Here is a 23,542-nt window from a genome sequence, read left to right as displayed (position 1 = left end):
CGGTCGAAAGCAAGGCGCGTCTCCTGACTACCGACAAATGCAATCGATTGCAAATGACCTGACCCACAGGACACGTTCCCGAGTTCGGCAAGTTCGCACGGGCGTTCTTCATTCGCTCCGGTTCATTCGTGCTCCGGAACCCTTCGCCACAGCGCCGCAAGGACGGGCAGGACGATCAGTGTGAGCACCGTCGCGGTGGTCAGCCCGCCGATGACGACCGTGGCCAACGGCTTCTGCACCTCGGCCCCCGCCCCCGCCGCGAACGCCATGGGCACGAACCCCAGCACCGCGACCAGGGCCGTGGTCAGGACGGCGCGCAGACGGCTGACGGCTCCGTGAAGCGCGGCCTCGCCCGGCGGGTCGCCGTCCGTCAGGCGTTGGCGAATGGCCTGCATCAGCACCAGGCCGTTCAGGGTCGCGACGCCTGACACGGCGATGAAGCCGACCGCCGCACTGATCGACAGCGGCATGCCTCGCAGCGCCAGCGCCAGCGCCCCCCCGACCAGGGCCAGGGGCACGCCGGCGAACACCAGGGCCGCGTCCTTCCACGACCGCAGGGCCAGGACCAGCAGGCCGCCGATGGTCAGGAAGACGAGGGGCACGATCAGGGCCAGGCGGGCCGAGGCCCGCTGCAGGTTCTCGAACTGTCCGCCCCAGTCGATCCAGCCGGACGGCGGCGGCTGGACCTGGGCGGCGACCCTGGCCTGCGCCTCGGCGACGAAACCGCCCAGGTCGCGACCGCGCACATTGGCCTGGACGATCATGCGACGCTTTCCGTTGGCGCGACTGATCTGGTTCGGCCCCTCGGCCACGTCGAAACGGGCGACCGAGGACAGGGGCACGGTCGGGGCGCCGGCCTGGGCGTTTTCCGGCATGACCGGCAGTTGCTCCATGACCGTGGGATCTGCGCGCAAGGCGTCGTCCAGCCTCACGACGACGTCGAAGCGTCGATCGCCCTCGTTGACCTGACCGGCGGAGCGGCCGGCGAAGGCGATGGCCAGGGCGTCGGCGGCGTCGGACGCATGGACGCCCTGCGCCGCCGCCACGGTGCGATCGACGCTGGCGGTGATGGTCGGCTGGCCCGACACCTGTTCGACCCGCACATCGGCCGCGCCCTCGATGCCGTTCAACACGCCGGCTACCTGCTGGGCCGTGCGGTCCATGGCGGCGAAATCGTCGCCATAGATCATGACCGCCACGTCCGACCGGACCCCGGCGATCAACTCGTTGAACCGCATCTCGATGGGCTGGGTGAACTCGTAGTTGTTGCCCAGCAGGCTCGACAGCCGTTCCTCCATGTCCGCCACCAGATCGGCCTTGGCCAGTCCCGGTTCAGGCCAGTCGCGGCGGTCCTTCAGGATGACGAAGGTGTCCGAGATCGACGGCGGCATGGGGTCCGACGCGACCTCGGCGGTGCCTGTCCGGGTGAAGACCCGCTCGACCTGCGGCATGGCCTTCAGCGTGCGTTCGACCTGGAACTGCATCGCCTGGCTCTGTTCCAGCGAGGTCGAGGGGACACGCAGGGCCTGGACCAGCACGTCGCCCTCGTCGAGTTGGGGCACGAACTCGCGACCCAGGGTCAGGAAGGCGACCAGACCCGCGATCAGGGCGATCCCCGCGCCCGTCAGCACCAGCCGGGGCCGGCCGATGGCTCGTTTCAGCAGCGGTTGATAGCGGGCCTTGGCCGCGCGTGTCAGGCGCGTCTCCTCGTGATCCGCCCTGGGCTCCCTGACCAGCAGGGCCGCCATGGCCGGCACGAAGGTGAAGCTGAGGACGAAGGCGGCGGCCAGGGCCAGCATCACGGTCGCGGCCATCGGGCCGAACATCTTGCCCTCCACGCCTTCGAACATCAGCAGGGGGGCGTAGACCAGCAGGATGATCGCCTGGCCGAAGGCGGCCGGCCGGGCCATCTCACGCGCCGAGGCCGCAGCGACGGACAGACGTTCGGCGGTCGTGAGGGCGCGCCCCGTCTCTGCGCTCTTGAGGCCGAGCCGGCGCAGGGTGTTCTCGATCACCACCACGGCCCCGTCGACGATCAGGCCGAAGTCGAGCGCGCCGAGGCTGAGCAGATTGGCGCTGATGCCGAACCGGTTCATCGCCGAGGCGGCGAACAGGAAGCTGAGCGGAATGACCAGGGCGGTGATGATCGCCGCCCTGACATTGCCCAGGGCGAAGAACAGCACGGCGACGACCAGCAGGGCGCCCAGCAGCAGATTGTGCTCAACGGTGCGGACGGTCGCCTCGACCAGTTCGGTCCGGTCCAGTTCAGGCCGCAGGCGCACCCCGGGGGGCAGGCTGGGCGTGATTTCCTCGAGACGTGCGCCGACGCGGCGGGCCACCTCGCGCGAGTTCTCGCCCTGCAGCATCAGGGCCGTGCCGACCACGGTCTCGCGGCCATCGGCGCTGGCCGAGCCCAGGCGGGGAGCGCGGCCGATCTCGACCGTCGCGACGTCGGAGACGCGGATCACCTGGCCGCCGCGATTGAGGATGGGCGTCTGGGCCAGATCGTCCAGACTTTTCAGCCGGGCGTCGGCGCGGACGATGTAGGCTTCTCCCGCGCGGTTGACGTAGCCTGCGCCGGCGATGCGATTGGCGTGCTCCAGCGCCTCGACCAGCTGCACCAGACCCACGCCGTAGGCCGCGAGGCGACCGGGGTCGGGATGGACCGCATACTCCTTCACATAGCCGCCCAGCACGTCCACGCCGGCGACGCCGGGAACGGTCTTCAGCTGGGGGGCGACGAGCCAGTCCTGGATCGTGCGGAGATAGGTCGCCTTCTCCTGATCGGAGACCAGACGTTCGCCCTCGGGCGTGACATAGGCGGCGCCGGGCCGCGCCGCCGGGCCGGTCAGTTCCAGCGTCCAGATATAGACCTCGCCCAGGCCCGTCACGACCGGCCCCATCGACGGCGAAAGCCCTGCGGGCAGGTCCTCGCGCGCCGCCAGCAGCCGTTCGTTGACCAGGTTGCGCGCGAAATAGATGTCCGTCGCATCGGTGAAGACGGCGGTGATCTGGGAAAAGCCGTGGCGCGACAGGGACCGCGTCTCTGTAAGACCCGGCAGGCCTGCCAGCGCGGTCTCCAGCGGGTAGGTGACCTGGCGTTCGACCTCCTCTGGCCCCAGGGCCGGGGCGACGGTGGTGATCTGCACCTGACGGTTGGTGATGTCGGGCACGGCGTCGATGGGCAGGTGCAGCAGTTCGCGTCCGCCCAGGATGGCCAGCACCACGGCCAGTCCGACGACCAGCCAGCGGAAACGCACGGAGGCGTCGATGATCCGGTTCAGCATGATCAGTGTCCGTGCCCGGCTTCGCCCTTGGCCAGTTCGGCCTTGAGCAGGAAGGCCCCGGCGCCGGCGATACGCTCGGCGCCGGACAGGCCGGACACGATCTCGATGCGACCATCGGATGTTCGGCCGGTCACGACAGGCCGGGCGCGGAACCCTCCATTCTCCTGCACGAAGACGGACGGCCCGCCCTCTAGGGTCTGCACCGCGTCCAGCGGCGCGACGGGCGTTCCTGTCCCGGCGCCGGCCGAGACGCGGGCCGAGACGACGGATCCCGCCGGCGGCGCGTCGCCCGACGGGCGGGCGCGAACGATGACGACGCCGTTCGCATTGGCGGGGGCGATGGCGATGACGACGCCCGACACGACGCGCGACCCGGCGACCGTGCTTTCCAGCCTGTCGCCGACCTTCAGGACGGCGGCGGCGGCGGGCGGCGCCTCGAACAGCAGTTCGACGCGCCCCGGATCGGCGACGGCGGCGACCTGCAACGCCTCTTCGTGCAGCACCTGGCCCGGCGCGGCGCTCAGGCGGGTGACGACGCCGGCGATGGGACTGCGGACCACCGTCAGGCCGTCGGAGCCCGGCGCGCCGAAAGCGCCGACGCGGGCGCGGGCGGCGCGATGCTGGGCCTCGGCGCGGCGGGTCTCGGCGGTGGTGACGTCCAGCCGGGCCTGGGAGACCCAGCCCTGTTCGAACAGGGTGCGGTCGCGGCGTTCGGCCGCGTGGGCCGCCTCGACCGTCGCCCTGGCCGCGTCGGCGTCGGCGCGGGAAGCTGCGCCGTCCGGGCTGCGCACGGTGATCAGCGGCGAACCGGCGGCCACGCGATCGCCCAGGCCGACGTGGACCCGCACCACGGCGCCGCCCAGAGGGGCGTCCACGACCGCCTCGGCGCCGGGCGCGAAGGCGACCCGGCCCGGCAGTTTCAGCTCGGCCCCGCCGCCCCGCTGAACGGCGACGACGGAGACGCCGGCCCGCGCGGCCGCCTGGGGCGTCAGGGCGACGAAAGCCGCCTCGGCGGATGGGTCGGCGTGGCCGTCCGCCTCTGCGTGGTCGGCCTCGGCGGGCGGGCGCTCCATAAGTCGGGCGCCGCCGAAGCCCGCGCCCAGGGCGATGACGACGGCGGCGCCGCTCATCAGCCAGTGTTTCTTCAAGGTCATGATCGATCCTCGCCCGGCGCACGGCCGGGCCCAGAGTTCAGGACGCGCGGCATGTGCGCCACGCGCAGGGCTCAGGAAGGGCCGGACGCCAAGCCCGGCCGAGGATCAGATTCTGGGAGGCCGCTCAGGACCGTCAGGCCGCCCGAGCGGGGTGGCGACACTGTCGCTCCAGGCCCGGGGCTGGCCGAAGACGGCGATGAAACGCGGCATCGCCATGTCGTTGGACACGCCGGAATGCGGCGCATGGCAACAGCCGTTGGCGCACGCGGGGCCGCAGTCGGGGCACTGACTTTCGCCGCCGGACGCTGCCTCGGCGACTTGGATCCTGGTCGGTGCTTCCGCTTCGCAGGCGTGGCTTTCGAAGGCGGGCATGGCGAAGACCAGCGTCAGCAGCAGAGTGCTGACGAAGCTAAATCGACGGACCGATTCTCGCAGAGGTCTAAGCATCGGAGGTGCCCATATCACCAATGGTCAGCGATGTCGTCGCTACAAAAGCGGCGCTTCACCACGCGCAGGAAGAAGTGAGGGAACATGTCGGGGGTACGAGCGGGCGCTACGGCAAATTCCGCAGCTCCGGTGGTGTCAGTCCAATGAGAAGTTGTCTCCAGTGGGCAGAGTGAGGGCAGCTGAGGTGATCATCAGGTTGCGAGCGACTTCCACTCGACCAGGGCGGCCAAGCGTCGGGCTTTGAAATGGTCTCTGCTGATGAGGTGGCGATCCTGATTGAAATGATTGCAGAAGACGGCGTGGACGGCGCTGAATTTCTGCAGGGTCGTCATATGGCGGAAGCGCTGCATGGCCCGCTCCCGTCGTCGAAACGGCAGGTGCGAATTCTCGACGCGATTGTTGAGCCAGCGGCCGGTGGCCTGCTTGCCGGCACCGCCGATCTCTTTCAGGGCGGCCCTGTCGGATCTGGGTCCGTCTGTGACGACCGCCTTCACTGGGCCGTGTCGACGCGTGGCTTTCTTCAGGAATTTCAGCGCTGCAGCCTTGTCTCGTGTCCTGGTGACAAAGGATTCCAGGATATCTCCTTCGTGGTCGACCGCGCGCCAGAGGTAGTGGCGCTCGCCGTTGATCCGCACGAAAACCTCATCCAGATGCCAGCGAGAATGCGTGAAGGATCGCATCGCCTGAACGCGCTTGCGGCGGATATCGCCCGCGAACATCGGGCCGAACCGGCTCCACCAGAGCCGCACGGTTTCATGGCAAATGTCGATACCGCGCTCGGCCAGCAGGTCCTCGACCTGGCGCAGCGAAAGCGGGAACCGGACCTACATCATGACGACGGTCCGGATCACCTCGGGCGAGCTGTCGAACCATCGAAACGGGTTGTCGGACTTGGCCATCTGGCCACGCTACGCGACCCGATCAACGGCGCAACCGGTTTGGGCTGACAAGACCGCCGCGGATGGTCCGCTTCGCGTCAGGATGCCAAGGACCGGCACCGACCTGTTGCCGACGGTCGCGAAGTCCACTTCCGGAAATGGCCCCGGCCACGCGGCGGAAGCCATGTCTCGTCATAAATCGACGGCGTCTTTTTGCGGCCCTGTCCGCTGTACAACCGCGTTGTCGTAACTCTCTGCAGACCCTCGATTTGGAGCCTGCCATGCACAGTCGCGACTTTATCTGCTTTTTGCTTCTCATCGCCGGGCTCGCAGGCTGCGGCGAACGAGAGACGCGTCTCCATACCGACCCGACGACAGGCGAGCAGGTGACCCTGCGGACCGGCAGCGCCATTTCCGCGCCAACGAATCTGCCAGACTTCGCACCGCTCTACCCGGGCGCGCGCGTCGAGAACGTGATCGAGGGTGGCGGGGCTGAGGGCGAAAGAGGCGGTATGGTCGCCTTCCGGACGCCGGACGCTGTTGAGACGGTGGCCGCCTTCTATCGCTCGCGCCTGGACGCCTCCGGCCTGACGGAACGGAACAACGCCAATCTGAACGGAGCGATCATTCTCACCGCCGCCGATCCGGATGGGTCGCAACGTGGGGTCCAGGTCAGCATCGCGACAACGGCTGATGCGCCCGGCAGCTATGTCACCCTCGTCTACAATCTTGGCGAAGGTTGACGATTGTCCGGACGACAGCCACCGTCGTTCGATCAATACAGGTCAGGGATGCGCGATGGACTGGGACCGTGTCGAGGCTGTTCTGGACGAGGTGCTGGATCGTGATCCGCGCGAGCGCGACGATCTGGTCAGGGAACGCCTCGGCGACAGTCCTGATCTCGTACGCGAGGCGCTTTCGCTTCTCGCCGCTACCAAGAACGCCTCAACATTCCTGACACCACCGCCATCGCCCCCGTCCAGCGGCTTCGTTCCCGGTGCGCGCTTCGGCGCCTGGGAGATCGCCGCTCCCCTCGGCGCCGGCGGGATGGGCGAGGTCTATCTGGTCGAACGCGCGGATGGCGAATACCGTCAGCAGGCGGCCCTGAAGCTGATGCGACCCCTTCCGGCCGCCTACTGGAGCCGCTTCCAGGTCGAACGGCAGATTTTGGCCGAACTCGAACACCCCGGTGTCGCTCGCCTGCTGGACGGAGGACTGAGTGACGACGGACGGCCCTTCATGGTGCTGGAGTATGTCAAAGGCGCGCCGATAGACGTCTGGGCGGAGAGGACCGGGGCCGACACGCGGCGCAAGGTCAGCCTGATCCTGGACGCCTGCGAGGCGGCGGCCCACGCCAACGCCCAGTTGATCGTCCACCGCGACATCAAGTCGTCCAACATCCTCGTCACCGGGGAGGGCCGGACACGGCTAATCGATTTCGGCGTCGCGCGGCTGCTGGCGCCTTCGGGCGAGCGTACGGAAACGCCGGTATCTATCGAATACGCCGCCCCCGAGCTTCTCAGCGGTGGAGCCGCGACGGTCATGACGGATGTCTATGGCCTGGCCGCGACCCTCTATGAACTGCTGAGCGGACATCCCCCGGTCAGGGTGGAAGGCGAACCGATCGCCGTGGCGGTCCGCCGGATCACCGACGAGGTTCCGCCTCGACTGAAGACCCAGGTCGCCGCGGCTCCGGGCCAGGGACCGCTCGTCCATGACCTTGACGCCATTCTGGCAAAGGCGCTCCGCAAGGAGCCGGAAGCCCGCTATGCGACCGTCGACGCCTTCGCGCTCGATCTCCGGCACGCCCTGGCGGGCCGTCCTGTCGCCGCGCGAGAAGGCGAACGGGGCTATGCTCTGGGACGGTTCGTTCGGCGGCGGCGCTGGCCCCTCGCGGCCGCCGCAGCGGTCGTGCTCAGCCTTTCGGCCGGGCTGGGTCTCGCGCTCAATCAGGCCGAGCGCGCCGAACGCGAGCGGGACGCCGCCGTCCGGGAACAGGCCCGGATGGAGGCCGTGCAACAGTATCTGTATTTCATGCTGCGAAACGCGGCCGAAGCGGGCGGCGCCGACGCAGACGCCAAGCAGATTCTCGACAAGGCCGCCGCCCAGGTCCTGGCCCAGTTCGAGGCGGACCCTGTGCGGGGCGGCCCGGTCGTGCGGATGCTGGGCGAACTCTACTTCTACCTCAACGACTATGAGGCGGCCGAACCCCTGCTGACGCGCCTGATGACGGCCCGCGGCGTCGCCCCCTCAATCGTCGCCTCAGCCGCCTATGACCTCGCCCAGGTCAAGCTCAGGCAGGCGGAACCCGAGGTGGCGGCAGGCTTCCTGGCACAGGCCCAGAGCTTCTGGGCCGCAGATCCGGAACGCTGGAAGTCCCAGTTGATCGACAGCCGTCTGGGCGAGGCCCGCCTTTTGCGCGATCAGGGCGAGGTCGAGCAGGCCGTGGCGCTGTTGCAGGCCCATCTTCCGGCCCGCCTGGCCACAAGCGGCGTCGCCCACCGTGACACCGGAGTCTATTACAATGATCTGGGCGTGATGTTGGCGGCGGCGGGCCGAAACGACGAGGCCATCCCGATGTTCCGCTCGGCGCTTGGCGTCTGGGAGGCGACCGGCCTCTCGCGTGGACCGGACGCCCTGAACACCCTGAATAACCTGGCTGCGCTGGAAGTCCTTTCGGGCCGCCCCGCCCAGGCCGAGCCGCTGTTCGCGCAAGCTGTAAGCCTGCGGCGACAGATGTATGGCGCGTCGGCCGCCACGGCGGCCCTGATCAGCAACTACGGAAAGACCCTGCTAAAGCTAGATCGCACGACGGAGGCGACGCCCCTGCTTCAGGAGGCCGTCGCCATGGCGCGCGCCCACGCCGGGGTCGGCAGCCTGCACTATGCGTCCGCGCTGGCCGGGCTCAGCGAGGCGATGCTGCGCTCCGGCGCGATCGCTCAGGCCGCCGGCCTGAGCGAACAGGGGCTGGCCGAGGTTCGCGCGGAACTGGGACCGTCCCATCCGGCGTCAGCGGTGGTGATGATCTCCCTCGGACGCGCTCGCGCCGCCCAGGGCCGCAGCGCCGAGGCCAAGGCCCTGCTCGACGAGGCGGAGATCGCCCTGACAGCCCTCGGTCCAGCGGGCGCGTCCCAGATAAAGGCGATCGATCAGATCAGGACGCGATACGGACTTGATTGAGCGTGTCGTTTTGCATCAGGCCGTCCTCGTTCCCGGCCGGACCGTTGTCGCCGTCGGCGCCATTCAACTCGCGAAACAGCCACGCCCGAGCCTTGACCCAATCGCGCCGAACGGTGCGGTCAGTGACCCCCATAACCTTCGCCGTCTGTTCGTCACTATAGCCAGCAAAAAAGCGGAACTCGATCACCTGCGAAAGGCGGGGATTAAGACGCGACAGACGGCCCAAGGCCTCGTCCAGTTCCACCAGTCGCGCATCACTTTCCCAGAACGGTTCGATGTCGTCGGTCAGCGTGTCGATCTTGCCGCTCCCCCGTTTCGCCGCCAGCCGCGCGCGGGCGTGGTCGACGAGGACGTGACGCATGGCAAGCGCGGCGGCGTGCAGGAAATGGTTGTCGTCCAGCCAGCCCTCGCTGCGACGGAGCCGGAGCCAGGCCTCGCTGATCAGTGCCGTGGTGCGCAGCGTCTCTCCGGCATGAACCCGAAACCGCTCGCGCCGGGCGATCTTGCGAAGCTCGCCCCAAAGCTGGGGCGCCAGCCGGTCGGCGGCGCGCCGGACCGGTTCGGGCGGGTCAATATCGAACACCGCGATTGGAACCGCACTCATGTCCTTGCTCCAAGCCAGTCGGGTCGCCGGGAGCATACTACGTGGAACGCACGACAACTCCAGCATCGACGTTCGGTGACGCCGCGACGTCTCAGCTCTTTTCGTCCGAAAAGCTGAGCTGGACGATCGCATCCGGTTCGGATTTGTCGATGACGACGACGGTCAGCCTGGACTGTCCGTCAACCGACCTGCCTTCGAGACTGGTCTCGACATGGTCGCGCACGGGCCGGGTCGTCGCCTCGCCGGGCGTCATGCCATGCCGCGCCATCGACGCCCGATGGAAAGCCGTGACCTGGGCGGCAGACCCTGGCGCCCTGTACATCAGCATGCCTGTAGAGCGCAGGTCGTTGTTTCCGGTAAAGGACGTCAGATAGGCGCCGCCAGGCGCGGTCTCGACATAGTCCGGCAGGCCGTCACGCGGTATAGGCCGCTCCGCCGTGGCGGACCCCATGGTCTTGGCGAATCCGGCGGCGGCCGCCTCATTGACGCCGGGAGACGAGGGCGGGTCCGCCGGGCTGTCCGCCGGACCGCATCCGGCGACAAGCACCAGCGGCGCCAGGACGATCAACGCGTGACGCAGTGTATCCATGGCCGTGGCGCTCCATTGCAGCGACGAGCCGTCGCCGTAGCTGAAATTACGACATTTCGCCGTCCCGACGGACATTGCGACGGCCCGGCGCTGTCATTCCGGCGCCCGACCCAGGATCACCGCTACGCCCTCAGTCTCACCCGGCGCGAAGTAGGCGCCGGTCAACGGACCTTCGGCCGGTGTCGTGCGGAACACCAGGTGGTGGTCCAGCCCGTCGGCCCCGGGAGCGAAGGCGAGCGTCGCCCAGCCCCCGTTCACGCGCCCCTTTACCTCGGCGGACACGCCGTCCAGCTCGCAGTGTTCTGCGCCGGCCCGGACCGGAGGCAGGTCGATGCCGCAGAAGGGCTGATATAGGACGTAGCTGCCTTCGATAACCGCGCCGTCCTGGATGACCTGGACCAGCATGATCGCAGCGTCAGACGGATCCCTTGGCCGGGTCACGCGCCAGTTGGCCTGCAGCGGGCCGGCAGGTCTCAGGGCGGCGCGGTCTTCGCCGGCCGCCGCCTCGTGGCCGGGAAGCCTCTCCTGCGCGACTGCGGCGCCTGTGGCCCCGATGGCCGCCGCGACGACAGCAAAGACGATTGATCGCACAGACTTCAAGACAGGCTCCCGGCGGCTGTCGCGCGGCCGGATTCGGCCCTCGCGGCGATGTCCGGATCTCGGCGATCGAAACGGCCGTTCCAGCGATCCAGAGGCGTGCCGTCGCAGAACGACCAGAAGCCGAGGAACTCCTGGCGATCACGCGGAACGTGGAACTGGAACCGGCCCCAGTAGTGCGAGCCGCCACGCGCGGTGTCACAGCGCTGTGCGGATCGCGGCTGGCGCCAATAACCCTCGATCCGGTCGATCCCGTCCGGGCCTTCGCTCCCGACCTCGCGCACGCCTTCAAATCGGCCCTGCCCGCTCGCATAGCGCCCTGCGGCGCCTTCGGCGTCCCAGCGGTCAAACACCAGATCCTCATGGTCGGTGGCGTAGATGCGCCCGATCATTTCCGGCTCGAAGTCGGTGGCCTCGATCTCGAGTTCCAGGGGCGGGAGAGGGCCGGATTCATAGCCGGAATTCCTCCCGTCTTCTGACGCGGTCGTCTCCCCGACCCCGCCCCCCGACGCGGCCGCGACGGGGGGCGGGGCCTCACGCCCCCCGTCTCCTGAAGGCCGGTCGCAGCCGACAAGGATCAGGACAAGAACGAAGGCCAGAAAGCGTATGGATGGCTCACGCATGGGGATCATCGCCGTCGTCAGATCAGAAGAGCCGGCCTATGCCTTCGCGAATGCGGTCATGAGCGCGGCGCTCGACCTCGTCGCCGGCCGCGCGAGCGGCGCGATCCACCACGCCGGGCAGGGGCCGCCCCTGCGAGTCCACTGGGACAGCGCCCGGCGTACGGGCCCGCACCGAGGTGTCTGATCCGGCGCGTTGTTGCCCGGGTTGCCCCGCCAGCTGGGCGTTGACTGCGGCTTCGATGGTTGGGTCACGCCTGACGAAAACGCCGTTCCAACGGTCGAGCGGCGTACCGTCACAGTGAGACCAGAAGCCCAGATATCCGTCATCCCGGCGCATGAAGTTGAACTGGATCCGACCCCAGTAGTAGGTGCCGTTCCTCGGGCTGTCGCACCTCTGGGTTGCGGTCTGCTGATACCAGTAGCCTTCGACAGTGTCGTAGCCGGTGTCCTGATCGTCTGCCGGCGAGACCGTCCCCTCGAAGACTCCGGCGATGGCGTGGGCGTCCTCGCCTCCGCTGAACCGGCCGGACGCCCCGCCGCGGTCAAAACGTTCCAGGACCACTTCGCCGAAGTCGGTATCGTAGATGCGGCCGATCAGTTCGGGCCGATGGTCCACCCTGTAAACGGGGCCCGTCAGCGCCTGTGCATCCGATCCGCCGCCCCCACTGCCCATACCCGCCACGACCGGGCCGCTTGCCCCTCCGACGGCGCCGTCCGCGCCGGCTGCACCCCAGTCGCTCGGACCCAGATAGCGAGCGGACGAGACCCGCGCGTTCCAGTCGCCCATATCGCTGACCCGCCCCTGAACCACCCGGCATCCGCCACGGTAGCCGGCATCAAGGCAGACTTCCCAGCGACCTTCGGCGATCATGCTGCGCGCCTTGTCGGCGAACTGCAGGGCGCCCAGGTTCTCGACGCCGCGATCCATCCGGCGCGAGTCTCCACCGAACCCTGTGTCGGCGTACAGGCGAAGTGTGGGTCCGTTCTGGGCGACCGCCATCGTAGGCGCGAGCGCCGCCATCATGATCGCGCCGAGTCCGGCTGCCGTTCGTGTCATGGTCAACTCCTGTCCAGGCATCTGAAGACAGGAACGTGATCCCGTCGGCCGGGCGGACATGACCGGACTTAAAAAGTCCGACCGCGACTCGCGGGCTTCGCCATGTCCGGTTCACCCTCCCCATGCCGTTTTCATCGGTAGCGGCGGCAGGGGAAAGACGGCATGGCTCAGGTTAGGAAACGGCCCGGTAGATCAGGACCGCGAATAATGGCGGCGGCTCTGACGCTTGCGATGGTGGCAACGGCTCCGGTTGTTCAGGCTCAGGATGTTCTGGTCTACGGCATGGGAACGGGCGAGGCCCTGGACCTGACCGGCAAGCCTCTCACCTTCCTGCCCGAGCGTCTGCCCCCTCTGCCGCCGACGGGCTATCCGGTTCCCGCCGAGGCCCAGTCCGGAGCCAGTCTGGCCTATCAACGCCATCGGCTCACCTGGGGGCGACCGACGATCGACACCACGCTTAACGGCCGCCCCACCGTCTTCTGGCGCACCACCCCCGAGAGCGGCGGGTCTGCTGGGAACTACAAGCCCGTACGAAATGCGGAACCAAACGACCTGCGCCTGTGCACACGTCCCGGCGCCGTCAACTGGTGCGCCGCGGATCAGTATTCAGTGACGCTGAAGTCGGGAAACATGGAAGACGCCTGGATGCTGCCCCTCCTGTTCTCCCACGAGTTCGTTCACCTGAAGCAGTATGAGTGGCTCGGCATGACGAAGTTCAACAACTATGCACCGCACTGGTTCTACGAAGGCAGCGCGAACGGTTGGGGTTACGGCATGATGGAGGCCGATGCAGCCCTCGACCGCCGCTCTCTGGCCCGGCGCCTGGCTGACCACTCCGACCGCCGCTATCTGGGCTTCATCCTTGGCCTGCGATACTACGACCAGCCCCTGGACGTGGACGCGGCCCTGTCGATCTACCCTAGGAACCATCCCGACTATCCGGGAAACGAGGCGGACTGGCGACGCTTCGTCAATGCCGGGGCCGGCCGGTGCCGGGACTACGGTCTCCGGGAGGATGAGGAATGCCGGGCGGCGATCGACGCGGAGACGCCGTCGATCATCGCCGCCCACGCCCATATCCAGATGGCCGGCTACATGACCGGCTCCTTCTATCGGTACATGATGGTCGGGCAGAGACAGGGGCCTCGGGCGGTGGTGACCATGATGCGACGCCCGGCGCCCTCGCAAACCCGGAACTCTTCATGGATGGGCTGGATCGACGACGGCATTCGCGTGGCGTCGGTCGTGGATGCGAACGGGTCGCCGGTCGCCGGGCCTGATGGACGCCCGATTCCGGTATGGCCCGGCGGGGTACGGCAGATCTATACCGAGATGATCGCCGAGCTTGCCGATCTGCCGGACCTCAGGGGCTATGGCCGCAACGGCGAACTTGCGGCGCCGCGCTATGACGGCCGATTGTGGTCCAAGGGTTGCCAGCGCGTGGATCTGACCCGACAGGATGCGATCACCCGGCCCGCCCAGATCGCTCCGATCGCGGCGCGGTGCTTTCGCGTCCGCGCGCCGGCGATCGGCGCCGATGAGACCACCCTCATCATCACGGCCTCGTCCACCCAGCCCGAGGCCTGCAATGACCTCGGCCTGACCTCGCGCGGCCAGGTCGTTCGCGAAACGATGGCCGTGAGGCGGGAGGACGGATGCAGCATCAATTGGGTGGTTCCCTTCGCCCCCCTCAACCGGGGCGATTCCGGCGGGCTGCAGGGGGACCAGCGGGTGCTGATCGTCAATGCCGCGGACCGCGCGACAGCCACTACCTGGCGCGATGTCGAGGTCGACTTCACCTATTTCCAGATCAGTGGATCGCTCGACGGCGCGGCCGAACCTGATGAGCACACCGAGTTCCGCGAGAAGAGGGCCGTCGCCGACGTCGCCCTTGCCCAAGCCGCCGCAGGCGTCGGTCGGCGCAAGGCGCGACGTCTCCTCCCTCTGGATCTGAAGGCGCCCCGCAGGGCCAAAACTCACGTGGCCTATCGGGCAGGCGCCAGAGACCGACGCAACCTGCCCAAGCCCAGCCCGACCGAGTTTCAGCCCGCACTGGCGCCCTTGATGATCCGCAGTATGCCTGACGACGGCGCCGACTGCGACCCTGCCGGGCGAGCCGCGTTCGAGTGCGGGCCGGGCATGAGCCTGGCTTTCGTCACCGGCCAGTTGAATGAGATGGCCAGCACCGCCTGGGCGGCCGCTCGCACGGTTCATCTTCACGACATGACGTCAGCGGACGGGGATGTCCTCGAGACGGACCTGCTCGATGTCGCCACCGCCGACCTCGCCCGCCGACAGGCCGAGATGACGGCGATCGTCACGGCCGCATCTCAAGGGCGTGCGCCCCGAGGTGCGCGCATCGAGCTCGTGATGCCTCCGCTGGAGATCGGCCAGACCGGATCGTTTCCGGCGCGCGTAAATGTCGAATGGGGCGACGGGACGCTCGGGGGGACCGGCGTCGTCAACTCCCTTGGGCCTCGGGGTGCGGAAACCGGCAGCGACGGCTGCAACTTTGGTACGCCGCCCAGCCGCGCGACGGTGCAGATCACCGCCAACCGGCCGGGATATCTGGTCGGCGCCTTTTCGGCCCGACTCTACCAGCCCAATCCGGACGACGACGCCGTCTGCCATAACCCCTATGTGGCGGTCGGATCCATTCAGATGAGCTTCACCGCTCCGGGCCAGCACCCGCCCTTGCGGAGCGAAGGCGGCGTCACGGAGGTCGGTTTCGGCAACGCCGAACGCTTCGCCATGCAGGACATGTCGCGCGTGCTGCAGGCCGGGGGCGGAATCCCGGCCGGCATGGCTACGGCCCCTGGTCGCGGCGCGGCGGGAGCAGGCGGAACGGGCCTGGGGGGCGCCGGGTCTGCGCCAGCACCGATGACGGGGGCCAATCTGCAATGCCCCGCGCCAGGCGATGTCGACGCCTTCATTGCTGCCCAGATCGCTCACGTGCGGGCCTCCGGCATGTCAGACCCCGCAACACTCGACCAGTACGCGCGAATGTTCCGGAGCCTGCCTCCGCAGGATCTGCAAACCGCTGTCTGTGACTGGGTCGAACAGGGGCGGCCCCAATGATCCGGACGTTTTCAAGCTGGATGAGTTGGGGCCGGCTGGTCTGTATGGCCGCGACCGCACTCGCGGCCGGCGCCGCGACCCCGGGGGGCGCCTTGTCCATCCAGACCGCCCGATCGCAGGTTGAGGCGTTCGATTCCGCCAGTCAGATGACAGCGCCGCCGCCGCTGGATGAGACGGAGATCAGCCACAGCCGAACCCCGCCTCCTGCTCTGCCAGGCGTGGAGCCGCCACCAGCGTCGCCGCGCCCGGTCTCCACCCGGCTCGAGCCGGCGCCGGGCATGGCGCCCCCCCGCCTGTCGCCCTGCTTCACCGCGGAGGAATACAATCGCGCCGCCATGGGCAGCGGTTGCAACTGCAGTTGCGACGGCTTCGCCCGGCTGGCCTCAAAGGGACCGACAGAGGCCCGGCGCTGCACAATCGCCTGCGGCGTGGCCTATTATCGCTGCTGGGCGCCCCGTCCGACCGACGCGGACATAGCGAGCGCGGTCTCCGAGATGGGTGCGGCGGGCCCGTTGATGATGCGCGAGCCCGGCGGACGCGACGCTGTCGTCTTCAACCTCATGACCGCGCGCGCCTTTGAATGGGAAGACAGCCAGCGTTGCAAGACGCCGTGAAATCGCCGGCTCGAGCCTCACCTGGAGCTGTCAATCGAACGCGAACTCGTCTCCAATAGGCAGGGCGTCAGGCGGGGGGATGCCTACCCGATGATCGCGTACGGACACCTCTACAGGTGCACGCGGTGCTGTCAGTCCAACGCCAGCTTGGCTCCAGGGCGAAACAGGCGAGTATGGGAGATTTCCGCCGAAACCGGTTCGGGAACGGGCGGAAAAGAGCCCGGAAATCGGGAGGCTTTGGCGCGTAAGGCTGAGACGAGACCGCCAAGCGGGGACGGTGGCGGACAGAGAGGGATTCGAACCCTCGGTAGGCTTTCACCTACACACGCTTTCCAAGCGTGCGCGATCGACCACTCCGCCACCTGTCCGTTCCACGACCTGCGTAGAGCCGTCGGACGGTCGATCCGACGGGAGGCAGGCTGATAGAACAAGCCGCCCCCCTCGGCAAGCGGTGGATGCGCCCCCATATGGGTGTAAATTGTTTCGCCCGACGGAGACCCCGCATGCTGTTCCAGAAATCCCACGACCTGCCGACCGCTGACACCGCCTTGCCGGGCCGCTCCGAAGCTCTGGAAACCGATGCGAACCACTTCGTCAGCGGCCATCCGTTGAAGGGGCCGTATCCGGACGGATTCCAGACGGCGATCCTTGGCATGGGCTGTTTCTGGGGCGTGGAGCGGGAGTTCTGGACCCTGCCGGGCGTCTGGGTCACGGCGGTCGGCTATTCCGGCGGGATCACGCCCAATCCGACCTATGAGGAGACCTGCACCGGTCGCACCGGACAGGCCGAGGTGGTCAAGGTGGTGTTCGACCCGGCGGTCATTTCCTACGAGGATCTGCTGAAGGTGTTCTGGGAAAACCATGACCCGACCCAGGGCATGCGTCAGGGCAATGACGTCGGCACCACCTATCGCTCGGCGATCTACTGGCTGGACGAGGCCCAGAAGGCGGCGGCCGGGGCGTCGCGCGACCTCTATCAGGCGGCCCTGACGAAGGCGGGGAAGGGGACGATCACCACCGAGATCGCGCCGGCCGGGGCCTTCTACTATGCGGAAGGCTATCACCAGGCCTATCTGGCCAAGAACCCGGCCGGCTACTGCGGCATCGGCGGCACCGGGGTGACCTGCCCGATCGGCGTGGGCGTGAGCGCCTGACCTAGCCGCAGAAGGCGAAGAAGCGTTCGATATCCGGGGCGGCGGCAGGGTGCGGGACATAGGTCTCGCGTTTCGTCCCCTGCCAGCCCGCCAGCCAGCCGACCTTGCGGAAGCGCTGGAAGACCGGCACGGCCGTCCGTGTGTCGGCAGTCAGGAATACGCCTTCGTGCAGTTGCGACGGCTCGGACCGGGCCGGGAAACTTTCGGTCTCGCCACCGGATTCCAGAAGGATCTCGCGGGCGCCCGCCGGACGCATGGCGCTCACCTCCAGGCGGCCGGCGCCCTGTTCGCAGGTCAGCCCCAGCCTGAGGTCGTCGCTTTCCGCCAGCCCATAGGCCAGCCTGGCCCCGGTCCCGTCGGTGCTCAAATGCCAGTCATAGCCTTCGACCGGCATGGGCGGGCTCGACGCGGCGATCGCAACGGGGGCGGGCTCGACACTGGCGCAGGCCGCGAGCGACGCGGCCAGCACCCCGAGCAGGAGGACGGGAGCGGTGTTTCGGGTCGTCTTGCGGGCCACGGTCATCGAGCACTCCAACGCGTCTGAATGGCCAAGGTTCGGCCACGGCCTCCTTTTTGGCAAGGCGGACCGATCCCCGGGCGCCCTAGAACGGGCTGAAGCGTTCCACCAGCGACTGGGCCGCCGGGGCGGCCTGCATCCGGCTGATGTCGCCCCGACCGCCGTAGGAGATGCGGGCCTCGGCGATCTGGGTGTGGCTGACGGTATTGGCGCTGGAAATGTCCTCAGGCCGGACAATGCCGGCGACGGTCAGTTCGCGCACCTCGCGGTTGGTGCGCACTTCCTGCCGACCCTGGATGACCAGATTGCCGTTGGACAGGACGTCGGTCACGACGGCGGCGATGGTGAGGCTGACCTTCTCTGAACGGCTCACCGAGCCGGATCCGGCGCCATTGGTCTGGCCCTGAAGCCCGACCATGGCCGAAGGGTCAAATCCGCCCGGGAAGGCGCGACCCAGGCTGTTCTCCAGTCCGAAGAAGTTGGTGACTCCGCTGGACGCGCTGTTGGACCGGGTGCGCTGGCTGGAGTTGGAGGTCTGGGCGCGGTCATCGATGGCGATATTGACGGTCAGGATGTCGCCGACGCGGCGCGCGCGCTGATCGCCGAAGAAGGTGCGGGCCCCCGTGCGCCACAGGCTGTTGGCGCTGGCGGCCATGGTGCTTTCGACGATGCCGTTCTGGGCCGCCCGGGTGGCGGCCTGCTGCTCGGGCGAGGGGAGATAGGCCTGGCTGGTCGGCACCAGGGCGGCGGGATAGCCGATGGGCGCCAGTTCCGGACCCCGGACCGCCTCGATGGCGGTGGAGCAGGCCCCGAGGGACAGGGCGGCGACGGAGACGGTCAGGAGGATGATCGTGCGGGTCATGGCGGTGCTCACAGGAAGGGGGTGTCGGGAAGGGGACTAGCGGGCCGAGAAGCGGGCGGGATCGACGCGGGCGACCTGGGCGGCCGGACCGGCGACGGCGCGACCGGGGCCGACGGCCACGGCGTCAATCATGCGTCCGGATTGAAGATTGAGCACCGGCACCGGCTCGCCGGCGGCGGCGTTGCGGCTGGCGCGACCGGTGATGGTCAGTTTTACGCCGCCAGTGATGAAGGCGACCTCGACCATGTCGTTGCGGGCGATGACCTGGGGAGAGGTGAGGTCGCGGGCGCTGACGGCGGCGCCGGACCGCAGGGCGCGACGGGCGATGAGGCCGATGACCTTGTCGGCGTCGGTGGGCGCGCCGCCGGTCGTCTGATGGGACTGGACCGTGGACCAGACGACGTCCTCCGGCTGCACGACATCGCCCGCCGCCAGGCTTCGGGCGTAGGTGAGGACCTCGATCGTGGTTCCGGGACGGGCGGCGGGCCCGGCAGAAAGTGCCGTCGCGGCCGGGGCTGTCTCCGCCGCCCGGACCACCACGCGGTTCAGGCCGCGGGGATTGTCCCACCGGAGACCGGCCCGCAGGGCCTGGGCCTGCAGCGACCCGGCCTCGAACACCACCGAGGGACCCACACGGGTGGCGACCACGATGCCGGACGCGTCCGCCCCCGCGCCGTCGAAAATGTCGCCCAGGGTCACGCGGCCGTCCGCATCGACCGGATTGGCCTTCAGGGTCACCGGCCCGGCAAGGGCCGGGGCGGCCGCAAGGCCGAGGATGGCGACAAGGAGGATGATGCGCATCAGGGTCATGATCTAGTTCTTGATCTGTGCGGTGACGGCCATCATGGAGTCGGCGGTGGTGATGACCTTGGAGTTCATCTCATAGGCGCGCTGGGCGATGATCAGCGCGCTGATCTCCGACACGGCGTCCACATTGGAGGCCTCGGTGAAGCCCTGCAGCAACTGGCCATAGCCGGGATCGCCGGGCGCGGCCGGGGTGGCGGGGCCCGAGGCCGCCGTCTCCATCAGCAGGTTGTCCCCGACCGCCTCAAGACCCGCCTCGTTGAAGAAGGTCGCAATCTCGAGCTGGCCGACGGTCTGGGCCTCGGCCTCGCCATCGACCGTGACCTGTACCTGGCCGGTCTTGGAGATGGTCACATCCACGACATTCTGGGGGATGGTGATGGCGGGTTCGACGGCATAGCCGTCCTCCGTAACCAGTGTTCCCTCCGGGCTGACCGAGAAATTGCCGGCCCGGGTATAGCCGGTCTCGCCCGAGGGCAGGGTGATCTGGAAATAGCCCTTGCCGTCGATGGCGATGTCGTAGCGGTTGTCGGTGCGGCTGGGCGTGCCCTGTTCGGTGATGCGGTAGACGCTGCCGGTCTTGACGCCGAGGCCGACCTGAACGCCTGTCGGGACCACTGTGCCGGCGCTGGAGGACTGGGCCCCCATCCGCTCGACATTCTGGTACATCAGGTCCTGGAACTCGGCGCGCTGACGCTTGTAGCCGATGGTGTTCATGTTCGCGATGTTGTTGGAGATGACCTCCACGTTCAGCTGCTGGGCGGCCATGCCCGAGGCGGCGGTTCTCAGAGCGCGCATGCGACGATCCCTTAGCTGACCCGACCGAGCCGCTCGACCGAGCGGCGCGACAGGTCGTTGGTGTTTTCGATCATCCGGCTGACGCTTTCGTAGGCGCGCTGGATCTCGATCAGATTGGTGATTTCAATCAGAGGGTTGACGTTGGACCCTTCCAGAGCGCCCTGGCGGAGCTTGGCGCCTGTCGCCTCGATCGGCGTGGCGTTGGAGCGATTGCGGTACAGGCCGTCGCCGTCCTTGGACAGGGCCGACAGGGTTTCGAACCGGGCCAGGGTCAGGCGGCCGACGATTGCGCCGTTCTGGGTGATGGTCCCGTCCTCGCCGACCGCCACAGCCCCGAGGGCCGGGTTCAGGATGATGTCGCCGCCATCCCCCTGGACCGCCAGACCATCCTGGGTGACCAGACGGCCTTCGGGATCGGTGGTGAAGGCTCCGTCCCGGGTATAGGCCTCGCCGGCGCCGTCGTTGACGGTGAAGAAGGCGCCCTCGCCCTCGATGGCGAAGTCGAGCGTGCGGCCGGTCTGTTTCAGCGCGCCCTGGCCGAAATCGCGGCCGACGCCCTGGTCCAGAACGAAGCTGGCGCCGCCCCGGACGAAGTCATTGCGTGCGCGGGGCCCCACTTCCTCGGAGACCATGAGTTGTTCGACCTTGAACCCGGTCGTGTCGGCGTTGGCGATGTTGTTCGCCACGACGTCCAGCTCGCGCCGCAACGTCATCTGACGGGACAATCCGATATAGGCGGCGTTTTCCACGGGTGAGAGGCTCCTTCGTAAAGAGCCAAGCAATGACCGTGCCAACAGGGTTAATGCCCGTCTGGCGGGGCTTTCAGCGGATCTTGCGGCTCTGGCGCCCGGCAGGATTTGCCGGATTTCAACCCCTCGTTAACCAAACTGGCCGCATCTGGGAGGCGGAATCATCCGGGGCCGATCACCACCATGCTGAAGCTGGGCAAGAAGAAGGGCGACAAGAGCGCCGAGGCTCCTGCAGCGGCCGCGGCCGAAGGCGCTGACGCCGCCGAGGGCGAGGAGGGCGCGCCCAAGAAAAAGAAGATTCCGCTGCTGTTCATCATCATTCCCGCGGCCCTGCTGGTGCTGGGCGGTGGAGGCGGTGCGGCCTTTTTCCTTTTGAAACCCAAGCCTGCTGCGGCCGAGGGCGAGGCCGACCACGGCAAGGCCGAGGAAAAGGGCGGTCACGGCAAGGAGGAAAAGAAGGAAGAGGGGGGCGGTCACGGCGCCAAGGGCGGAGAAGAGGGCGAACCCGGCGCTACCGGGGTGATCTCCGAAGGACCGGAGGGTGCGACCTTCTACAGCTTGCCGAACATGGTCGTGAACATCCAGTCGCCTGATGGTCGCCCGACCTTCCTCAAGCTGAAGCTGACGCTGGAAACGCATGACGCCCATGTCGCCGAGACCCTGCAAGGGGAGTATCCCCGCCTGCTGGACATGTTCCAGGCCTTCCTTCGCGAATTGCGGACCGAAGATCTGAGCGGTTCGGCGGGCACCTACCAGCTGCGCGTCGAAATCCTGCGCCGCGTCAACATGATCGCCGCGCCTGGCAAGGTGGACGCCGTGCTCATTGAAGAAATGCTGGTGCAATGACCGACGCGGCGTTCGCGAGCGATTTTCCCGCTGAGGAGATCCGCAGCCCGCTGTCGGAGCGGGTGCTGAACCAGGACGAGATCGACAGTCTGCTGGGCTTTGATCTCGGTGATGACGACGGTTCAGAGCGTAGCGGCATCCGGGCCATCATCAATTCGGCCCTGGTGTCGTACGAACGCCTGCCGATGCTCGAGATCGTGTTCGACCGTCTGGTGCGGCTGATGACCACGAGCCTGCGCAACTTCACGTCCGACAACGTCGAGGTGTCGCTGGACAATATCTCATCGATCCGTTTCGGCGACTATCTGAACTCCATCCCCCTGCCGGCGATCCTGGCGGTGTTCCGGGCCGAGGAACTCGACAACTACGGACTGCTGACCGTCGATTCCAACCTGATCTACTCGATTGTCGACGTTCTTCTGGGGGGGCGTCGCGGCACGGCGGCCCTGCGGATCGAGGGGCGGCCCTATACGACGATCGAACGGGTTCTGGTGCAGCGGATGGTGGAGGTGATCCTCGCCGACGCCAAGGCCGCCTTCGAGCCGCTCACGCCCGTTCATTTCACGCTGGACCGGCTGGAGACCAATCCGCGTTTCGCTGCGATCGCCCGGCCGGCCAACGCGGCCATCCTGGTCAAGCTGCGCATCGACATGGAGGATCGCGGCGGCCGGGTCGAACTGCTGCTGCCCTATTCGACGCTGGAGCCGATCCGCAAACTGCTGTTGCAGCAGTTCATGGGTGAGAAGTTCGGCCGCGACAACATCTGGGAAGGCCACCTCGCGACTGAGCTCTGGACGACGGATACCGAGGTGCGTGTGGTGCTCGACGAGCAGCAGGCCCCCCTCTCCACCGTGCTGGATCTGAAGGTCGGCGACACCTTCATGTTGAATGCAACGCCGGATTCAGACGTCTCGATCCGCTGCGGCTCCATTCCCGTCACGACCGGACGGATGGGACGCAAGGGCCAGCATATCGCCGTCCGCGTCGAGGCGCCGATCAGTATCGACGCCGCCACCGCCTTGACCAAGGGAGCCCGCTGAAATGATCGGCATCGCCCTCGATTCCGTACTGATGCTCCTGCTCGTGGCCGCTCTCGGCTATGGCGTCAGGCTGGAACGAAAACTCACCGCACTACGCGCAGGCCAACTGGCCTTTGCGGGGGCCGTCAATGAGCTGAACGCCGCCGCCGGCCGGGCCCAGTCCGCCCTGTCTGATCTGCGCGCCGCAGGGGAAGACGCCGACCTGCTGCACGACAGGATCGTCAAGGCGCGGACGCTGAAGGGCGAACTGGAGACCCTGATCTCGCGCATGGAACGCAGCGGACGTCCGGTGGCGACGATGAATGTCGAGGGACGGTCGTCCGACCTCGCCAGCCGCGAGGACACGGTGGTGCGAACGCCGGTGCACGGGAGGGCCCCGGCGATTGCGGCGCCCGCTACGGGTCCGGCCGACCCCGAAACGGATCGCGCGCGCCGTATGCAGGCTTTGGCGGACCGCATCCAGGGCATGGCGGCGCCACGAACCATGGCGCCGGGTCGAGAAAACGTCAGCGCGATTCTGGGCGCACTGACGGCCGGCCGCGCCGGTAACCAATCTGCTCAAGACAGCATCAACCGCGCCCGGCGTACGCTGGACGAAGACCTGTTCGCCGCCTGACTACCCCTATGTCTTTCCGCCTCGCGTTCCACGCCCGGCGACCTGAGA

The 23,542-nt window shown here is 67.8% G+C and carries 22 protein-coding genes and 1 tRNA gene; 8 read left to right on the top strand and 15 right to left on the bottom strand.

Annotated elements, in window-relative coordinates:
- Positions 1 to 122 precede the first annotated feature (122 nt).
- The 4 genes from ACW17W_RS10985 to ACW17W_RS10970 all read right to left on the bottom strand — a co-directional run bounded on the left by ACW17W_RS10985 (position 123) and on the right by ACW17W_RS10970 (position 5,652).
- Complete coding sequence (locus ACW17W_RS10985; RefSeq protein ID WP_492076907.1) at positions 123 to 3,287, bottom strand: efflux RND transporter permease subunit; 3,165 nt, start codon at positions 3,285 to 3,287, stop codon at positions 123 to 125.
- Positions 3,288 to 3,289: 2 nt separating this feature from the next.
- Positions 3,290 to 4,441 carry an efflux RND transporter periplasmic adaptor subunit gene (locus ACW17W_RS10980; RefSeq protein ID WP_492076906.1) on the bottom strand — a complete coding sequence of 384 codons (1,152 nt, stop codon included), beginning with the start codon at positions 4,439 to 4,441 and terminating at the stop codon, positions 3,290 to 3,292.
- Positions 4,442 to 4,546: 105 nt separating this feature from the next.
- Entirely contained in the window at positions 4,547 to 4,888 is a 342-nt protein-coding gene (locus ACW17W_RS10975; protein WP_492076905.1) for a hypothetical protein, read from the bottom strand.
- 191 nt (positions 4,889 to 5,079) lie between these two features.
- A complete protein-coding gene (locus tag ACW17W_RS10970) occupies positions 5,080 to 5,652 on the bottom strand; it encodes an IS6 family transposase (protein WP_492080313.1) in 573 nt (190 codons plus the stop codon).
- A 395-nt stretch (positions 5,653 to 6,047) separates the two neighbouring features.
- Between ACW17W_RS10970 and ACW17W_RS10965 the strand changes: the two genes are divergently transcribed.
- On the top strand, positions 6,048 to 6,509 hold the full coding sequence (locus tag ACW17W_RS10965; RefSeq protein WP_492076904.1) for a hypothetical protein: 462 nt from the start codon (positions 6,048 to 6,050) through the stop codon (positions 6,507 to 6,509).
- Between the two features lie 55 nt (positions 6,510 to 6,564).
- Complete coding sequence (locus ACW17W_RS10960; RefSeq protein WP_492076903.1) at positions 6,565 to 8,946, top strand: serine/threonine-protein kinase; 2,382 nt, start codon at positions 6,565 to 6,567, stop codon at positions 8,944 to 8,946.
- Here the strand turns inward: ACW17W_RS10960 and ACW17W_RS10955 are convergent.
- The 5 genes from ACW17W_RS10955 to ACW17W_RS10935 all read right to left on the bottom strand — a co-directional run bounded on the left by ACW17W_RS10955 (position 8,921) and on the right by ACW17W_RS10935 (position 12,416).
- Entirely contained in the window at positions 8,921 to 9,550 is a 630-nt protein-coding gene (locus ACW17W_RS10955; RefSeq protein WP_492076902.1) for an ECF-type sigma factor, read from the bottom strand. The two genes, ACW17W_RS10960 and ACW17W_RS10955, sit on opposite strands and share 26 nt — an antisense overlap.
- Positions 9,551 to 9,641: 91 nt before the next feature.
- On the bottom strand, positions 9,642 to 10,214 hold the full coding sequence (locus ACW17W_RS10950) for a hypothetical protein (protein ID WP_492076901.1): 573 nt from the start codon (positions 10,212 to 10,214) through the stop codon (positions 9,642 to 9,644).
- 18 nt (positions 10,215 to 10,232) lie between these two features.
- Entirely contained in the window at positions 10,233 to 10,739 is a 507-nt protein-coding gene (locus ACW17W_RS10945) for a hypothetical protein (protein WP_492076900.1), read from the bottom strand.
- On the bottom strand, positions 10,736 to 11,359 hold the full coding sequence (locus tag ACW17W_RS10940; RefSeq protein WP_492076899.1) for a hypothetical protein: 624 nt from the start codon (positions 11,357 to 11,359) through the stop codon (positions 10,736 to 10,738). Before ACW17W_RS10940 ends, ACW17W_RS10945 begins: the two co-directional genes overlap by 4 nt.
- A 22-nt stretch (positions 11,360 to 11,381) precedes the next feature.
- Complete coding sequence (locus ACW17W_RS10935; RefSeq protein WP_492076898.1) at positions 11,382 to 12,416, bottom strand: beta/gamma crystallin-related protein; 1,035 nt, start codon at positions 12,414 to 12,416, stop codon at positions 11,382 to 11,384.
- A gap of 207 nt (positions 12,417 to 12,623) precedes the next feature.
- Here ACW17W_RS10935 and ACW17W_RS10930 point away from each other — a divergent pair, with 207 nt between their 5' ends.
- A complete protein-coding gene (locus tag ACW17W_RS10930; protein ID WP_492076897.1) occupies positions 12,624 to 15,494 on the top strand; it encodes a hypothetical protein in 2,871 nt (956 codons plus the stop codon).
- Positions 15,495 to 15,772: 278 nt separating this feature from the next.
- Positions 15,773 to 16,108, top strand: coding sequence for a hypothetical protein (locus ACW17W_RS10925; RefSeq protein WP_492076896.1), 336 nt, complete (start codon positions 15,773 to 15,775; stop codon positions 16,106 to 16,108).
- Positions 16,109 to 16,386: 278 nt separating this feature from the next.
- On the opposite strand, the gene ACW17W_RS10920 is transcribed toward ACW17W_RS10925, so the two are convergent.
- Positions 16,387 to 16,476, bottom strand: a tRNA-Ser gene (locus ACW17W_RS10920).
- 135 nt (positions 16,477 to 16,611) lie between these two features.
- Here ACW17W_RS10920 and msrA point away from each other — a divergent pair.
- Positions 16,612 to 17,262 carry a peptide-methionine (S)-S-oxide reductase MsrA gene (gene msrA / locus ACW17W_RS10915; protein WP_492076895.1) on the top strand — a complete coding sequence of 217 codons (651 nt, stop codon included), beginning with the start codon at positions 16,612 to 16,614 and terminating at the stop codon, positions 17,260 to 17,262.
- Between the two features lies 1 nt (position 17,263).
- Here the strand turns inward: msrA and ACW17W_RS10910 are convergent, their stop codons facing one another.
- The 5 genes from ACW17W_RS10910 to flgF all read right to left on the bottom strand — a co-directional run bounded on the left by ACW17W_RS10910 (position 17,264) and on the right by flgF (position 20,992).
- Positions 17,264 to 17,785 carry a hypothetical protein gene (locus ACW17W_RS10910; protein ID WP_492076894.1) on the bottom strand — a complete coding sequence of 174 codons (522 nt, stop codon included), beginning with the start codon at positions 17,783 to 17,785 and terminating at the stop codon, positions 17,264 to 17,266.
- A 79-nt stretch (positions 17,786 to 17,864) separates the two neighbouring features.
- The gene (gene flgH / locus ACW17W_RS10905) at positions 17,865 to 18,641 is read right to left on the bottom strand and encodes a flagellar basal body L-ring protein FlgH (RefSeq protein ID WP_492076893.1); all 777 of its coding nucleotides are present in this window, start codon (positions 18,639 to 18,641) and stop codon (positions 17,865 to 17,867) included.
- 36 nt (positions 18,642 to 18,677) lie between these two features.
- Positions 18,678 to 19,451 (bottom strand): flagellar basal body P-ring formation chaperone FlgA, encoded by a 774-nt coding sequence (flgA, locus tag ACW17W_RS10900; RefSeq protein ID WP_492076892.1) that lies wholly within the window; start codon positions 19,449 to 19,451, stop codon positions 18,678 to 18,680.
- Positions 19,452 to 19,454: 3 nt separating this feature from the next.
- Positions 19,455 to 20,243, bottom strand: a complete 789-nt coding sequence (flgG, locus tag ACW17W_RS10895; RefSeq protein ID WP_492076891.1) for a flagellar basal-body rod protein FlgG — start codon at positions 20,241 to 20,243, stop codon at positions 19,455 to 19,457.
- An 11-nt stretch (positions 20,244 to 20,254) separates the two neighbouring features.
- A complete protein-coding gene (gene flgF, locus ACW17W_RS10890; protein WP_492076890.1) occupies positions 20,255 to 20,992 on the bottom strand; it encodes a flagellar basal-body rod protein FlgF in 738 nt (245 codons plus the stop codon).
- A 183-nt stretch (positions 20,993 to 21,175) separates the two neighbouring features.
- Here flgF and ACW17W_RS10885 point away from each other — a divergent pair, with 183 nt between their 5' ends.
- Genes ACW17W_RS10885 through ACW17W_RS10875 form a run of 3 tightly spaced genes read left to right on the top strand, consistent with a single transcriptional unit; the run spans position 21,176 to position 23,494 of the window.
- On the top strand, positions 21,176 to 21,838 hold the full coding sequence (locus tag ACW17W_RS10885) for a flagellar basal body-associated FliL family protein (RefSeq protein ID WP_492076889.1): 663 nt from the start codon (positions 21,176 to 21,178) through the stop codon (positions 21,836 to 21,838).
- The gene (fliM, locus tag ACW17W_RS10880; RefSeq protein ID WP_492076888.1) at positions 21,835 to 22,878 is read left to right on the top strand and encodes a flagellar motor switch protein FliM; all 1,044 of its coding nucleotides are present in this window, start codon (positions 21,835 to 21,837) and stop codon (positions 22,876 to 22,878) included. Before ACW17W_RS10885 ends, fliM begins: the two co-directional genes overlap by 4 nt.
- Position 22,879: 1 nt before the next feature.
- The gene (locus tag ACW17W_RS10875) at positions 22,880 to 23,494 is read left to right on the top strand and encodes a DUF6468 domain-containing protein (protein ID WP_492076887.1); all 615 of its coding nucleotides are present in this window, start codon (positions 22,880 to 22,882) and stop codon (positions 23,492 to 23,494) included.
- Positions 23,495 to 23,542 lie beyond the last annotated feature (48 nt).

This window comes from Brevundimonas sp. FV1ye29L (assembly GCF_058681095.1).
This window is presented reverse-complemented; position numbering and strand designations above follow the sequence as displayed.